Raw genomic sequence first — 15,223 nt, 5'->3', positions numbered from 1 at the left:
GTCTTGGTGCCGAGGTCAGAACCGTCCGTCGGTACGGAGTTAGCCCGGTGGGAACCTTCGGCCGAGTGCCGGACACGTACAGGGCATGGAACTGAACGACGCTGATCCCGCCGTGCCGGTCGGAGGACTGTCCGACCGAGAACTGTGGGCGAGGGCCGTCGACGGTGACCAGGAGGCATTCGGCCGGATCTTCGACCGCCACGGGAAGACCGTCTACAACCACCTGTTCCGGCGCACGGCCGACTGGTCCGAGGCCGAAGACCTCACGTCGACGGTGTTCCTGCATGCCTGGCGTCGGCGTTCGGAGACGGTCCTCGACCGCGACTCGGCCTTGCCGTGGCTGCTGGGCATCGCCGACGGACTGCTGTCGAACACCAGGCGGCGGCTGAGGCGGGCCGAGGCGTTGCTGCGTCGGCTCGTCTCCCACGACGAGCCGGTGGGCGACCACGCGGACCGCGTCGTCGGCCTGGTCGACGACGAGCGCCGCATGTCGGAAATCCACCGGGCGTTGGCGCGGCTGCCGCGCCACGAACGCGACGTCGTCGAGCTCTGCGTGTGGTCGGGCCTGGATCAGCAGGCGGCCGCGGCAGCGCTGGGGGTGGCGGTGGGAACCGTGAAGTCCAGGCTGCACCGGGCCCGGCGGAGGCTGGGCGCCGACCTCCTGGCCGGAGCTGTCGTTCCGGTGTCGTTCAGTGCCAAGAATCCCGTCAACGCGGAAGAGGTCGCACGATGAATCACAGGCAAGGCATTCCTGCGGCTCCTTCCGATCGTGATCTGCCGGACCACCGGCGGACCCGAAAGGAACTCCTGATGAAGATCGACTCAGAGAACAACTCGGAGAACAACCGTGCTTCGCTGCGCCGCAGGTGGGGAGTGCCGATCGCGGTGGCCACCGGCGTCGCCGCGCTGAGCGTCACGGCCGTGACCGTCCTCGGCGGAAGCGGGGAGGCCCAGCCGCTTCTCGCCGACCCGGCCGGAAACCCGACGCGCGCCACGACACCGAGTCCGAGCCCGAGCACGGCACCCGGCTCCACGTCGGGGGGCGCCGGATCCACGTCCGGAGGAGCCGGTTCCACCTCGGGGGGCGCCGGATCCACCTCCGGAGGAGCCGGTTCCACGTCCGGTGGGGGTTCCGCCCCGGCGGCGTCGTTCTCCGTCGCCAGCACGAAGACGACCCCGATCGACGCCGGGACCGTCACCAAGATCCTGGCCTCCTGCCTGGGCTCGGACGCATCGCGGTTCCACCCGGTGGCCGCGGTCCGCGCACCTGTCTCCGCGCAGGACCGGGACGGCGTGGTCATGGCCGTCGACTCGGGCGGCAAGTACGTGCAATGCGTGGCGAAGGGCGACCGGGGCAAGAGCGAGAACTCCCCGCCCACCTTCATCAACGACCGCCTGTGGGGCGCCGGTCACAAGATCGCGTACTTCGACACCACCAGCACGCCCGCCGGTAAGGGGAAGTACCAGGTGGTGGGCGCCGGACACTACAAGTCCGGCATCGCCAAGATCACCATCAGCTACGGCAACGACCCGAAGCAGTACCCGGCGGTCATGGCCGGCGGCGCGTTCGTCCACGCGGCGGCGCTCTCCGTCGAGAACGCCGACCCGCGCTCTGCGGACCCCAGCCCCTACGTCCACGCCTTCGACGCGTCCGGCAAGGAGATCTACAACCAGAAGAAGGACCCGGAGTTCTCCGACCAGCCGTAAGCCGGCCTGTCGCCCGGCCTCGGTACTGCCCTAACGACGCGCCCCCTGTTTCCCCGGCTCCATGGCCGGGGAAACAGGGGGCGTCGGCAGGCCGCAGCCGATCGGCTACTTGGACTGGGTGGAGACGCTCACCCCGCTGAAGCCCTGCGCGGCGGCGAGGCTGAAGTAGACCCAGCCGGACGGCGGGTTGTCGATCGTCAGGGTCTCGGTGTTGCCGTTGTTGGTGGACTTGGACTGGTAGCTGCTGGTGGTGGCCCAGCTGCCGCCGCCGTAGTACAGGTCGGCGTTGCCGGTGCCGCCGCTGCTGGTGATGGTCAGCTGCTTGACCCCGGCCGGAAGGTTGACGAAGTGGTAGCTGTAGCCCCCGGTGGCGGCGGTGAGGTTGTCGCGGCGGCAGTTCTGGTCGAACTGGCGGGGGTCGCTGAGCGTGCAGAGCGGGGTGGTCGGCGTGGTGGTCGACGCGTCCGGCAGGGGGCCGCAGTCGTTGGTCGCGCAGGTGGTGGTCAGCCAGGTGGTGAAGTCGGCGTCGTAGCGGGTGCCGATGGTCTGCTTCAGGAAGGTACGGGCTCCGTTCCAGTCACCGGTGCGGTACTTGGTGAGTACGGTCTCGACGTCGGCGGGGTGCGCCTGGAGCATGTAGCGGACCGCGAGGAAGCCCCAGCGGTAGACCCGGTTGGAACCGGCCACGGGGTCCGCCTCGCCGCCGTAGACGGTGTCGAAGAGGTCGCTGAGCTTGTAGGTCTTCTTGGCGGCCTCGGCGATGGCGTCGGCGTTGCGCTCGTTCCGGTAGCCGAACGAGATGTTCTCGGCGATGCCCTCGACCCACCAGATGGTCGGCGTGGTCATGCCCGCCTCGAAGTCACCGGCCATGTTGAACCGGCCGTCGAGGTAGTGGGTGTACTCGTGGTTGAGGTTCCAGATCTGGAAGTCCGGGCGCAGCCACTGGGCCTCGTGGGCGATGAAGCGCGCCTGGTTGCCGGGGGTGGCCGGGTTGCCCTCCTCGTACATGCCGCCGTTGTCGACGTCGATGTTGTAGATGGCCCAGGCGTACAGCGAGTAGTGGGTGTAGTCGTCGAAGACGACGACTTCGAGGTTGGTGTTCACGTCACCGGGGATCGCGCCCTTGTCGCCGATGATCCGGTGGAAGTAGGCGTCCTGGTTGACCAGGCTGGTGCAGGTACCGGCCAGCTGGCCGGGGGACATGTCCTGCGCGCGGATCTTCAGGCCCGGGGTGCAGGTGTGCTGGAGCGGCAGGATCGCCGGGAGCACGCGCTCCCCCAGGTCGCAGATGGCGTAGGCCGCGCAGTTGCCCTTGTCGAACTGGCGCGTGGCCCAGCCCAGGTTCATGGTGATCGGCGCGGTGGGGCCGACGTTCGGGTAGCGGTTGATCAGGTCCTTCAGCAGCGGCCTGAGCCGCTCCTTGAGCTCGGGGATGTCGAGGGCGCGGCCGAGGAAGCGGCCGACGTTGCTCACGACGTCCAGGCGGTTCAGCTGGGCGCCGTTGCGCGTGATGAAACCGGCCCAGGTGTTCAGGATGGCGGGGTCGGCCTTGAGGGCGGCGCGCCAGCCCCGGGCGTCGTTCTTGGCGTCGAAGCCGTTCTCGACGACCCACTCGACGTGCTGCATGGCGAGGTTCATCTGGGCGGGCCACGTGCCGTCGTAACTGCCGAGCATCCACTTCACGACACCGGCGTACCGGCCCGCCGCATGGGTGCTGTCGATCAGTGTGACGACCTCGTTCAGGATCTCGCCGTTGGCGTCGGTGACGTCCTTGCTGCGCGGGGAGGCGAAGAAGGCGTCCAGCGCACCGCGTGCCGCGCCGTCCAGGGCCGTGCCGTAGTCGCCGACGGCGTCCGCGTGGTTGTCCTGCACGTAGTAGCCCGCGCGCAGGAACATCACGAGCTGCCCGACGGAGGCGCTGTTGCTGCCCGTGTACGTGGCGGAGGCGTCGCGCAGCGCGTTGGCGACGGTCACCATCTGGGGCTCGCGGAACGCCTTGCGCGCGTTGTCCCCGGTGAGGTTGAACAGCGGGTAGGTACAGGTGATCTGGGGAAGCGCCTTGAGCTGCTGGACCAGCGAGCCGCCCGTGGCGTTGATGACGCCGGAGAGGTCGGGGCACGCTTCCGCGGCGGCGGCCGAGGACTGCTTGCTGGGCTTGACCGCGGGGGCGGCCTTCGGGGCGGACTCCGCGGTGCTGTCCTGCGAGGAGATCCGGAAGCGGGCGTTCTTGTTCGTCGCGTCGGGCGACTTGGGCACCGGGATCGACCGGGGTGCCGGGGCCGCGGGCCCGCTCACGTTCGCACCGGCCGGGGCCGTGGCGCCGACGGGGGCGGCCTGGCTCTGCGGCGTGAACATTCCGAGCGTGATGAAGACGGCTGCGCCGAGCGCGGGAAGTCTTCGCGCGCGGGTCTTCGCTATGCGGAAGGTATGCATCTGTGGGGGCCTCCGGGGCCGTCGTGGCCGCGTGCTGGGGCGCACGGGCTTCTAACACGTGACGTGTAAAATTTCACATGTCGCATTGTTCGGGAAGAGTTCTGTAAAGATTCATCGGCCACCGAACTTGGGACGGCCGGGGGGGGGCGGGCCCGGCCGGTGGCATCGGCCGGGCCCGCCCGCTGCGGACGGACTGCTCCGCGACGGTCCGTCAGGGCAGCAGCTTGGCTCCGGCCCAGTCGGCGTGGTCGCTGTTGATGCCGTCGCCCGCGTCGGTGACCTTCAGGACCAGGGACTTCACGTCCTTGACGCTGACGTCGATCGGCTGGGTCGGGCTCGTCGGCGTCATCACCGCCGGAGTCTCGTACAACTTCCGTCCGTCGCCCCATACTTCGAACCTGACGGTCGAGTTCGCACCGACCTCGTCATCGACGCCCACGTCCGAACTGAACCGCGAGTAGGCGCCGTTCAGGGCGTACGTGAGGCTGCCGTTGGCGTGCGTGCCGACGCCCTTGGCGTACGCCGTGCCGTTCAGCCTGATCGGGTTGCCGTCGACGCTCCGGTCCTTGCGCGGCGTGCCGAAGTCGCTCCGGGCGTCGCTCCAGGCGAGATCGCTCAGCTGGACCGCCTGGCCGCCCCCGCTCCCGGCGGTGGTGGTGACGGCGACGGCGGTGCTGGCGCCGGAGGCGTTCTTGGCGGCGTCCACCGCCTTGACCGTGAACGAGTACGGTGTCGAGGCCGTCAGCCCCGTGGCGGTGTAGCTCGTGCCCGTGGACGTACCGACGAGCGTGGTGCCCCGGTAGATCTCGTAGCCGGTCACGCCGACGTCGTCGGTCGAGGCCGTCCACTTCAGGTCCACGCTGGTCGAGGTGGTGTTGGCGGCCGTCAGCCCGGTCGGCACGCTGGGGGCCTCGGTGTCACCGGCCGTGGCGCCGGTGCTCGCGGTCACGGACGCTCCGGCGGCCACCGGGACCTCCACGTAGGAGACCGTCTTGCCGTAGAGCGACTTGGTCTTCGGCGTCCGCGCGACGCCGTTCACGGTGATCGAGGCGGGGGTTCCGTAGAACTGGGCCTCCCACGTGACGGCGGATCCCCCGTTGTTGGTCAGCGTGGAGGCCGTCGTGCCGGTGTGCTTCAGCTTGAGGTCGCTGTCACCGACCTTGAGGTGGTCGAGCTCCACCCACGGCGTCTCGGCGGTCAGCCGGGAGACGGTGGCCACCTTGTGGTTCGGGGCGTCGGGCTGCACGCCCATCATGCCGTCGGTGACGCTGCTGACCGCGAGGAACGCTATCTCGGGGTAGGTGTTGCGGCCCGTCATGAGCTTCTTCAGCCAGGCCCAGCCCTCGTCCGGCCGGTTGTACTGGTAGTACATCTCCGGCAGGTAGGAGGCCGCCTCGACGTTCAGGCCGTCGTCGTTGGCGGCGACGAAGTCCAGGTAGCCGCTGGTCCGGGGGCCGTGGTCGCCGAGCCCCGTCAGCATCATCAGGAAGCTGGCCTCGTGGCCCCAACTGCTGTAGCCCGTACCGGCCGCGTCCTTGCCCCGGATGTAGCGGTTGTTCGAGGCGTCCCACCACTTCGCCTCGAAGTGGTCGCGCACCCGCTTGGCGCGGTCGGTCCACTTCTGGCTGTCGGCGGTGTTGCCCTTCGCCTTCAGGATCTCCGCGTAGGCCAGCATCGACTGGTACTGGTAGCCGAGCGAGTCGGCGGCCGAGACCAGCTTCTCGTTCGGGAACTCGAAGTACGTCGCCGTGTACTCGCCCTCCTGCTTCTTCGAGACGGGCTGCTCGGCGGACGGATTCGCGTCGTTCCAGACCACCTCGTGGTCGGTCAGGAACGTGGTCATCGTCGAGTCGTAGTACGCCGAGAGGGTCGGGTCGTTGATCCAGTCCTTGTTGCCCGTCCACTGGTACTGCTTGAACGCCTTGGTCATCAGGTTGAACGGGGACGGCAGCTCCCGGAACCCGGTGCCGTCGATGTAGTACATGGCGCCGTACGAGCTGTGCGCCCACAGCGGCCAGCCCTTCTGGCCCGGATCGTCGGCGTCGTCGGCGAAGGTCTTCAGCATGCTGAAGGTCTCCTTGTCCAGGCCGACCGCGTGCGCGCCGTCGGACTGGTGGGAGATGTCCCGGTTGTAGAAGGACTCCCGGTTGGTGTACGCGCCCCAGTAGCCGGGGGTCACCGAGGTGTGGTTGGCATCCTTCAGCCGCCACCACTCCGGCTCGTGCCCCATCATCGGGTTGCCCGGGTAGAAGGTCATGTCCAGGGCGCGGTTCTTGCCCCAGTTGAAGCCGTCGTTCAGCGTCTGGTTCGGCGAGTTGATGCTGAGCGGGCTGGTCGGCGGACCGACGTGGGCCTGGACCGTGATCCGGTCCACGCGGGGCACCTCGCCCGCCGAGACGGCGGTCAGCTCGATGACGTCACCGGCCTTGAGCGCGATCTTGCTCGACGTCCGGGTGTCGATGTTCACCGGGTCGGTGTGGTCACGGCCGTAGCGCTGGGAGGTCTCCCAGGAGTCCGCCTGGACGGAGTTCACCGAGAGCTTGTACGTCACGCCCTTCGCGGTCTTGCCGTTGTAGCGCGTGATGAGGTCGTACGTTCCGGCGACGCCGTTGAAGACCGTCTTGGCGCTGCTCGTCTGTCCCGAGGCGCCCAGGGCGTAGGTGACCTTGTCGACCGGCTTGTCCTGCCAGGTGTGGTCGATGGTCTCCGTCCCGAAGTTGGTCAGCGACATCTTCTCGATTTCGAGCACGTAGGGCTCTGCCGCCGCCCCCGCCATGGCGGGGGGAGCGGGCAGGGCTGCCAAGGTGCCGGCCGTCGCGAGCACGACGGACAGTGCACAAGCCAATCGGCGCATGGGCGATCGGTCCTTTCGGGTGGGGGGTTCCTCGTGCCGGGACGGTCGGCCTCGACCGCCTGGCGGTGGAGGGACGAAACGTGCCGGGTGGAGCACTCCTGGCGACAGCCGTCGGCTCTCTCCACCGCACGGCGTGTTGGAAGAAGTTGACCTGTGTCGCATATTGAGGGCTTCGCGATGAGGCGCTGTCAATACCCGTGACCGGTCGGGCAGTTGGGCCTTCACCCTCCGCGCAGGCCCGATCCTCACCCCGGACCTGACCATTTCGACCGGGACGCCGCAGAGCCTTCGCAGGCCAGGCACCTGATGTGGGCGGGTAACACCGAGTGGCCGAGGCGGATCGGACGCACCGGGAACGACCTGCCCACCCACCCCGGATCATCAACTTGCAGCGGACAGCTGACGTCAGTTCAGAAAACTTTCAATGTGACATTGCATAGTGCGGAAAGCGCGAGTAGCTTTCCGACCCGGAGTCCTCATTTCCGCACACCCCGTCACCCGGTCGGCAGCCAGCGGTCGCCGCCCTCCGTACGCCGACACAGGCTGTGAAGGACCTGACCGAGAGAGCGACGCAACCGCACGGGCCGCACCACGGGGCCGGAGAAGACATGACTCTGACGCCACAGGCCCGCAGACTGGCCCCGCTGATCCTCCCCGCGCTGCTGGTCGGCGTCGGATCGAGCCTGCTGCTCCTCGCGCTCAGCTGGGTCTCCGACCGGCTCCAGGACGTGCTGTGGGACCGGCTGCCGGACGCCTTCGGAGTGTCCGGGACCTCGGCGGGCTGGATTCTCGGCACGCTCACCTCGGTCGGCCTGGTCGTCGGGCTCGTGGTGTGGAAGGTACCGGGGCACGCCGGGCCCGACCCGGCGACGACGGGCCTCGTCGATCCGCCGCTGCCGGTACGGGTACTGCCCGGCCTCGCGCTCGCCGTGGTCATCGGCCTCGCGGGCGGCGTGAGCCTCGGCCCGGAGAACCCGATCACCGCCATCAACATCGCCCTCGCCTACGCACTGGGCATGAAGGCCATGCCGCGTACGCCCGCTGCCGTCTGGGTCTCCCTCGCCGCCGCCGGAACCGTCGGCGCCCTGTTCGGCACCCCCGTCGCGGCGGCGTTGATCCTCTCCGAGATCAGGGCGGACGCCGACCCCCGGCCCCTGTGGGACCGGCTGTTCGCACCGCTGGTCGCGGCGGGAGCGGGGTCCCTGACCACGGTCCTCATCGCGCACCCGGCCTTCCAGGTCGACATCGCGCCCTACCCGGGACCGCAGCTGATCGACGTGGTCTCCGCCATGGTGATCAGCTCGGGTGCGGCGCTGGTCGGACTCGTCGCCGTCCACGCCTTCCCGTACGTCCACCGCGCCTTCCGGCGGCTGGGCCACCCCGTCATGATGCTCACCGCCGGTGGGCTCGTCCTCGGAGTCCTGGGCGCCGTCGGCGGCCACCTCACCCTCTTCAAGGGTCTGACCGAGATGAAGGAGCTGACCGGGCACGCCGACGAGCACGATGCGGCGAACCTGCTACTCCTGGCCCTGGTGAAACTGGCCGCGCTGGTCGTCGCCGGGTCCTGCGGCTTCCGTGGCGGTCGCATCTTCCCCGCCGTCTTCGTGGGCGTGGCGCTGGGCATGCTGGCGCACGCCCTCGTCGGCTCCGTGCCCGCGTCGCTCGCCATCACCTGCGCCGTACTCGGCATCCTGCTCGCCACCACCCGCCAGGGCTGGCTCAGTCTCTTCACGGCCGCCGCCGTCGCCATGGACCTCGCCCTGCTGCCGCTGCTCTGCGTCGCGGCCCTGCCCGCGTGGCTCCTCGCCACCGGACGCCCCGAGATGCTGATCGAGGAAGAGGGCCGCACGACGGGCCGGGCCGCTGCGTGACGTCACCCGGATGGGCCCGGCGGGGTGAAGCCCCCCGGTGGCCGGGCCAGACTTGTCCTCCCCGGCCACCGAGCGATCAGGAACGGCGGTGTCCGCCACGTGACGACCCACTCGCACGAGGCCGCCGTCCGGTGGCACCGGCCGACCCTTCTCGCGGTCTCGGCCGCCGTCATGGTGGCGGTGTACTTCTGGCTGCCGCTGCACGTCTTCGGCCATCACCGGCCCTTCCTCAGTTGGACCGCCCTGGCGTGCGGCCTCGTCCTGGTCGCCGTGGGGCTGCTCGTCCAGATCCAGTACGTCCTGGCGAACCGGGGCGGATCCCGGCCCGCCTGGATCATCGCCGGGCTGATGTGCCTGACGATTCTGCTGTTCTCGGCCACGTACTACGTACTGGCCCAGCAGCAGGACGAGTTCGACGGGCTGCGCACCAGGCTCGACGCGCTGTACTTCACCGTGGTCACCCTCGCCACGATCGGCTTCGGTGACGTCAGCCCGACCGGCCAGACGGCGCGGGCGGTGACGCTGCTCCAGGTCCTGTACAGCTTCGTCTTCCTCACCGCAGGCGCCACCACCCTCACCCGCGACCTGCGCAGACATCTGCTGCACCGGAAGGACAAGCACCCCCGGCACGACTGAGGGGCCCGGGTCGTCGCGGGTCCGGTCGACGGGTTCCGATTCTTGTTCAGCTGTACTAAATTTGGGTTGTGCGTACAAACAAGACTCCCGCAAGGCGTCCGTCGGCGGTCGGCGCGGTGCGCAGGCGGCAGATCATCGACGCCGCCGTCACCGTGCTCGCGCGGGACGGGCTGTCCCGTACCTCGCTGAGCCGGGTGGCGGAGGAGGCCGGGCTGTCCAGCCCCGGGCTGATCACCTACCACTTCGCCGACAAGGACGACGTGCTGGTGCAGCTGACGGAGGACCTGCTCGGCGAGTGCGTCGCGACGGTCGAGGCGGCGTTGCAGGACGCGCCGGACGCCATGTCGGCACTGCTCGCGTACATCGATGCCTTCGTACGGTTCCAGGACCGACACCGCGACGGCGTACGGGCGTTGTGGCGGCTGGCGTCGAGCTGGAAGGCGCCGGGCCGCACCGACGCGTTCGACGCGCGGGCGCTGGCAGGGCCAGTGGAGGAGATCCTGCGGCGCGGGGTGGCCGACGGGGAGTTCCGGGAGTTGAACCCGGCGTGGGTGGCGCAGAGCGTGCAGTGCTCGGTGGAGGGGTTCCACGAACTGTTCCGCGCGGACCCGGAGGTCGACACGGACGCCTTCGTCGGCGAGCTCCAGGAGCTGTACCGCAGGGCCGTCGCCAAGGGGGACGCACGGCAGGAGTAGCACACGTTCCGTACGGTACGACCGGAAGAGGCATCGCCATGGCAATCAGCTACTGCACCCGCCCTCCGCAGAACGACCGCACCGAGGGGCGCCCGCCGCCCGAGCGGCGCGGGCCGTCCCGCACGCGGCGGCCCACCCTGTGGGAGGAGACCGGCGGGCCCGTCGGGCTCCTCCACTCCTCCCTCCCCTCCGTCGCCTTCGTCCTCGTGAACTCCGCCTTCGGACTGCGGCCCGGGATCTTCGCGGCCATCGGCACGGTGATCGCGTTCACCGTGCTGCGGGCGGCGCGCCGTCAGCCGTTGAAGCCCGCGCTGGCAGGGGTCGTCGGAGTCGGCATCTCCTCGTACTTCGCGAGCAGGTCGGGCGAGGCGCGTGACTTCTTCGTCGTCGACATCTGGCTGAGCCTGACGGTGTTCGTGCTGTTGGTGCTCTCCCTGGTGGTGCGTCGGCCGCTGGCCGGGGTGGTGTGGAGCGCGGTGAACCGCAGCTCCCGGGCCTGGCTGCACGACCGCCCGTCGCGCTTCGGCTACGACGTGGCGACGGCGGTGCTGGCATTCGTCTTCGGCTCGCGGTTCGTCGTGCAGTTCTGGCTGTACGACCGGGACCTGGCGGGCTGGCTGGCGTTCGCGAAGATCGCCATGAACTACCCACTGTGGGCCGTGGCACTGGCCGTCTGGGCATGGGCGGTGCGCCGCGCCGCCAGGCGTGCGGGACGTACAACTCCTTGACCCTCAGGGCTTGGCGATCGGCTCCTGGAGTTCCGTCACCCACTCGTTCTGGTCCGGCGGGCATTCCAGGTTGATCTCCCGGGGGTAACCGGAGGAGCGGTAGCCGTTGGTGTCGATCCACTGGCCCAGGGTCTGGACCGTCGGCAGGATCGTCGCCATGGAGCCCCGGTGCACGATCGTCGCCGCCGCCTCCACGGGCGGCAGGTCCAGGATCCGCAGGACCCCGTCGTCCCGTACCGGAGCGGAGACCTGTACCCCGGCGTGGACGACGACGCCGCCCTCCGGGGCGTCCTCGTAGTAGGCGACGCCGGGACCGCTCGGCGTGACGCCCGCTGCTTCGAGGCGCTGGAAGAGTTCGGCGTAGAGCGGCTGGATGGTGGGGCCGATGGTGTCGAAGTCCGGTGCGACACCGGTCAGTTCGGCCACCCGTACGCCCGGCAGGCTCTTCATCACTACGTCGTTCGTGGACATGCGTCCCTCGTTCTCGATGGACCGGAGCCTCGCCTCGACGTGGGCCAGCCGGGTCGCCGCCTCCGTCATCGCCGTCTCCAGTTCGGCCTGACGCAGCCGCAGCATGGCGCGCAGCCCCTCGGGGGTCACCTTCTCGTCGAGGATCTCCCCGACCTGCTGGAGGGTGAAGCCGAGGCCCTTGAGCGCGATGACGCGGTTGAGCCGGGCGAGCTGGGCGGCGGTGTAGAAGCGGTAGCCGGTGGCGGGGTCGACCCGGGCGGGGCGCAGCAGTCCGGTCGCGTCGTAGTGACGCAGCATCCGGACCGACACGCGGCCGAGCCTGGCGAAGTCTCCGATGGTGAACATGACGAGAACGTACTTCAGCCCCTCACACGGTGTGAGGGTCAAGCACGGGCCTGCGGTCACCCCCAAGCCCATCAAGTTCATTCCGTACGAGCCTGGTTGCCGCGCCCGCGCCCCGGCGCCATAAGCTGGGAGACATTGTGCGAAATCGCGGCGCGCGGTACATTCGAGGCCGTTGCGCGCGGTGGAGGTAAGTGCGCCTATTTGGGGTATGTGGGGAATTCAGTGGCTACTGGAAAAGTCCTTCGGTTCGACGAGTTCCGAGGATATGGATTCATCGCTCCGGACAACGGCGGCGAAGACGTGTTCATTCACGTCAACGATCTCGACTTCGACAAGAGGCTGCTCGGCCCGGGCATGAAGGTCGAGTTCGACGTCGAGGACGGCGGGCGTGGCCTCAAGGCCAGCAAGGTCCGCTTCCTGGGCAGCGCCCCCGAGCGGGAGTACCGGACTCCCCCGCCGGTGAGGGTGCCTTCGGGCTCCCCCGCCGACGAGGGAATGTGCGACGTGCTCTCCGTGAAGGAGTTCATCGAGGAGATCACCGAGACCATTCTCGGGACCGCTCCGACGGTCACCTCCGCGCAGATCCTTCAGGTACGGCAGGGCTTCGTACAGGTCGCCCTCTCGCACGGCTGGATCGACGCCGAACCCGGTACGGAAATTCGTGCCGGTGGGCCGGTGTCGCCGTCCGGGGTCTTCCGGGCACCCTGACAGCGCGCGGTCCCGACTGTTTCCGCCGAGGCCCTTTGCGGGCGACTTCCCGTCGCCCGCAAAGGGCCTCGGTCCGTTTTTCCGGACGGCTGAACCGCCTCAGCCCCTCCGATGGGCGCCCGGCGTATATCCGTACGCCCGCCGGAAGACGTCGATGAACGCGCTCGCGGACGCCCATCCGCAGCGGTGTGCGACGGCCGTGACCGGGGTGTCGTCGGCGAGCATCCGCAGGGCGTGGAAGAGCCGTAGCTGGGTGCGCCACTGGGGGAAGGTCATGCCGAGTTCGGTGCGGAAGAGGCGGCTCAGGGTGCGTTCGCCGGTGTGGGTGCGGGCCGCCAGGTCGGCGAGGGTTGCCGGGAGGGCGGGGTCGGCGTGCAGGAGGTCGCAGACGGCGGCGAGGCGGGGGTCGGTGGGGGTGGGGAGGTGGACGGGGCGCTGCGGCGAGAGCCGGAGCTGATCGAGGAGTACGGCGCGCAGCCGCAGGACCTCGGGGGTGGGAGTGCGGTCGTGCCGGGGGGTGCGGGTGTACTCCAGGATCAGTTCGCGCAGGAGCGGGCTGACGCCGAGGACGGTGGGGGCGGTTAGGCCGAGGGGGTTCTCGTCGACGGGCAGGCCCAGGGTGTGCATGTCGAGGTGACCGTGGGCGCGGTGCGAGTGGACCGTCCCGGCGGGCACCCACAGGGCGCGGGTGCCGGGCGCGAACCAGGTGCCGACGTCGGTGGTGACGGCCAGGAACCCGGAGCCCGCGTAGACGATCTGGTGCTCGTCGTGCCGGTGCGGGTCGACGCGCTCGCCGGAGGCGAGGGGGCGGGTGTGGGTGGGGGCCACGGGCAGGTGGTCGACGGGCAGGCGGTCGGCGGGCGGCAGGAGCTCCGGGGGCTGGCGGATATTCGGCATTGCTTGGCATTTTATCGGAAGTGCGACAGGAGCGATCCGGTCGAGGATCGATGAGTGCTGCAAAAAGAGTCCTCACCCATAGCTGACGCATCCTCAACTCCACGCCCCTCGCGGCGTTTTCGCTCCCCCCTCGCCCTCCTCGCCCTGAGCCACGCCTGCGTCGACGTCTATCAGGGCGCGGTGGCGGCGCTGGTGCCGTTCTTCATCGCCGAGCGCGCCTACACGTACGCCGCGGCCTCCGGCATCGTGCTCGCCGCCTCGCTCCTGTCGTCCGTGGCGCAGCCGCTGTTCGGGGCCCTGACCGACAAGTGGCCGATGCCGTGGCTGCTGCCGGTGAGCACGCTGGTGGGCGGGATCGGCGTGGCGCTGAGCGGGGTCGGCGGCGGCTCGTACGCGCTCACCCTGGCGATGATCGCGCTCTCCGGGGTCGGCGTCGCCGCGTACCACCCGGAGTCGGCGCGGGTCGCGCGGCTGGCGAGCCGGGGCAGCCACACCGCGATGGGCTGGTTCTCGCTCGGCGGCAACCTCGGCTTCGCGACGGCTCCGCTGCTGGTCTCGGCGGTGATGGCCACGGGCGGGCTGCGCGCTTCGCCCCTGCTGGGGGTCCCGGCGCTGGCGGGTGCGGCGCTGTGCGTGGTGGCCGTACGGGCGCTGCGTACCCCGGCCGGTGGCGGCACACACCAGCCGTCCGCACCTGTCGGCGAGGACGACTGGCCCGCCTTCCTGAAGATGTCGGCGGCGGTGATCTGCCGTTCGGTGGTCTTCGTCGGGCTGAGCAGCTTCATCGCGCTGTACGCTCGCGAGAGGGTCCACGGCGGTGAACTCGCGGGCACGGCAGCCCTGTTCACGCTCTATCTGGGCGGTGCGTTCGGCACGGTCGTGGGCGGCAGGCTGGCCACGCGGTACGGGCGGGTGCGGGTCGTGCTGTGGTCGTACGCGCTGACGGTGCCCGCCGTCGCGGGCACGGTCCTCGTCCCCGGACCACTGCTGTACGTCTTCGTCGGCCTGACCTCCGCCGGTCTGTACGTCCCCTTCTCCCTGCACGTCACGCTCGGCCAGGACTACCTGCCGCGCCGGGTCGGGACCGCGAGCGGGGTCACGCTGGGCCTGACGGTGAGCGTGGGCGGTCTGGCGAGTCCGCTGATCGGGGCGGCGGCGGACGGGTGGTCGCTCCAGGCGGCACTGGCACCGTTGATCGTGCTGCCGGGGCTGGGGTGGCTGCTGATGCGGAAGCTGTACGAGCCGAAGGGGTGAGCCGTTGAGCGCGGCGTCCTCCGCGACCGCTCCGCCCACGCCGTCAAGTCCCCCGGTGCGTGCGGGGTTTCGCAGCAACCACTATAAGTAGTTGCATGACAATGGGTTGGAAGTTGGTCATCGACAGCGACAACGCCCCCGTCCTCGCGGACTTCTGGGCCGAGGCCCTGGGGTACGTGGTGGAGGACCCCGGCGCGCTCATCGCGCAGCTCCTCGCCGCCGGCCACCTGCCCGAGGAGGCGGTCACCGAGCACAACGGCCACCAGCTCTTCCGAGGGCTCGCCGGTGTCCGGCACCCCGACGACCCGTACGACGAGAACAGCGGCGTCGGCCACGGCCGCCGGCTGCTCTTCCAGGACGTGCCCGAGCCCAAGTCCGGCAAGAACCGGCTGCACATCGACGTACACGCCGAGCCCGGCGACCTGGTCAAACAGGTCGAGCGGCTGGAGAAGCTGGGAGCCTCGCGCGTCAACGAGGTGGACCGGGGCCCGGCCGGTCATTGGTGGGTCATGCGGGACCCGGAGGGCAATGAGTTCTGCGTGGCGTGACCGCGTCACCGCACGAGGACATGCGCAGGGGCCCCGGGTACGTACGGACGCGCCCGGGGCCCCTCCACGTGCCCGC

The 15,223-nt window shown here is 69.7% G+C and carries 13 protein-coding genes; 9 read left to right on the top strand and 4 right to left on the bottom strand.

The window, feature by feature from the left end:
• The first annotated feature begins 85 nt into the window (after positions 1-85).
• Positions 86-733, top strand: a complete 648-nt coding sequence (locus OG897_RS35245; protein WP_266663450.1) for an RNA polymerase sigma factor — start codon at positions 86-88, stop codon at positions 731-733.
• A 77-nt stretch (positions 734-810) separates the two neighbouring features.
• The gene (locus OG897_RS35240; RefSeq protein ID WP_266663448.1) at positions 811-1,707 is read left to right on the top strand and encodes a hypothetical protein; all 897 of its coding nucleotides are present in this window, start codon (positions 811-813) and stop codon (positions 1,705-1,707) included.
• Positions 1,708-1,812: 105 nt separating this feature from the next.
• Here OG897_RS35240 and OG897_RS35235 read toward each other — a convergent pair whose 3' ends face one another.
• Together OG897_RS35235 and OG897_RS35230 are read right to left on the bottom strand one after the other, a co-directional pair.
• The gene (locus OG897_RS35235) at positions 1,813-4,140 is read right to left on the bottom strand and encodes a collagenase (protein ID WP_266663446.1); all 2,328 of its coding nucleotides are present in this window, start codon (positions 4,138-4,140) and stop codon (positions 1,813-1,815) included.
• Between the two features lie 211 nt (positions 4,141-4,351).
• A complete protein-coding gene (locus OG897_RS35230) occupies positions 4,352-6,964 on the bottom strand; it encodes an NPCBM/NEW2 domain-containing protein (RefSeq protein WP_266663444.1) in 2,613 nt (870 codons plus the stop codon).
• Positions 6,965-7,602: 638 nt separating this feature from the next.
• On the opposite strand from OG897_RS35230, the gene OG897_RS35225 reads away from it, so the two are divergent.
• The 4 genes from OG897_RS35225 to OG897_RS35210 all read left to right on the top strand — a co-directional run bounded on the left by OG897_RS35225 (position 7,603) and on the right by OG897_RS35210 (position 10,924).
• The gene (locus OG897_RS35225; protein ID WP_266663442.1) at positions 7,603-8,865 is read left to right on the top strand and encodes an ion channel protein; all 1,263 of its coding nucleotides are present in this window, start codon (positions 7,603-7,605) and stop codon (positions 8,863-8,865) included.
• A gap of 99 nt (positions 8,866-8,964) precedes the next feature.
• Positions 8,965-9,501: a potassium channel family protein gene (locus OG897_RS35220; protein WP_266663440.1), complete on the top strand. Its 537-nt coding sequence runs from the start codon at positions 8,965-8,967 to the stop codon at positions 9,499-9,501.
• A gap of 68 nt (positions 9,502-9,569) precedes the next feature.
• A complete protein-coding gene (locus OG897_RS35215) occupies positions 9,570-10,196 on the top strand; it encodes a TetR/AcrR family transcriptional regulator (RefSeq protein WP_266663438.1) in 627 nt (208 codons plus the stop codon).
• 38 nt (positions 10,197-10,234) lie between these two features.
• Complete coding sequence (locus OG897_RS35210) at positions 10,235-10,924, top strand: DUF3159 domain-containing protein (RefSeq protein ID WP_266663437.1); 690 nt, start codon at positions 10,235-10,237, stop codon at positions 10,922-10,924.
• A gap of 3 nt (positions 10,925-10,927) precedes the next feature.
• Here OG897_RS35210 and OG897_RS35205 read toward each other — a convergent pair whose 3' ends face one another.
• Complete coding sequence (locus OG897_RS35205; protein WP_266663435.1) at positions 10,928-11,740, bottom strand: MerR family transcriptional regulator; 813 nt, start codon at positions 11,738-11,740, stop codon at positions 10,928-10,930.
• 222 nt (positions 11,741-11,962) lie between these two features.
• On the opposite strand from OG897_RS35205, the gene OG897_RS35200 reads away from it, so the two are divergent.
• On the top strand, positions 11,963-12,448 hold the full coding sequence (locus OG897_RS35200; RefSeq protein ID WP_266663433.1) for a cold-shock protein: 486 nt from the start codon (positions 11,963-11,965) through the stop codon (positions 12,446-12,448).
• A gap of 99 nt (positions 12,449-12,547) precedes the next feature.
• On the opposite strand, the gene OG897_RS35195 is transcribed toward OG897_RS35200, so the two are convergent.
• Positions 12,548-13,345 carry a helix-turn-helix domain-containing protein gene (locus OG897_RS35195; RefSeq protein WP_266663431.1) on the bottom strand — a complete coding sequence of 266 codons (798 nt, stop codon included), beginning with the start codon at positions 13,343-13,345 and terminating at the stop codon, positions 12,548-12,550.
• 78 nt (positions 13,346-13,423) lie between these two features.
• Here OG897_RS35195 and OG897_RS35190 point away from each other — a divergent pair, with 78 nt between their 5' ends.
• On the top strand, positions 13,424-14,599 hold the full coding sequence (locus OG897_RS35190; RefSeq protein WP_266663763.1) for an MFS transporter: 1,176 nt from the start codon (positions 13,424-13,426) through the stop codon (positions 14,597-14,599).
• Between the two features lie 95 nt (positions 14,600-14,694).
• Positions 14,695-15,147 (top strand): VOC family protein, encoded by a 453-nt coding sequence (locus OG897_RS35185; RefSeq protein WP_266663429.1) that lies wholly within the window; start codon positions 14,695-14,697, stop codon positions 15,145-15,147.
• Positions 15,148-15,223 lie beyond the last annotated feature (76 nt).

It is taken from the genome of Streptomyces sp. NBC_00237 (assembly GCF_026342435.1).
Taxonomy (GTDB): domain Bacteria; phylum Actinomycetota; class Actinomycetes; order Streptomycetales; family Streptomycetaceae; genus Streptomyces.
The sequence above is the reverse complement of the archived record's forward strand: the minus strand, read 5'-3'. Positions and strand labels throughout refer to the sequence as shown.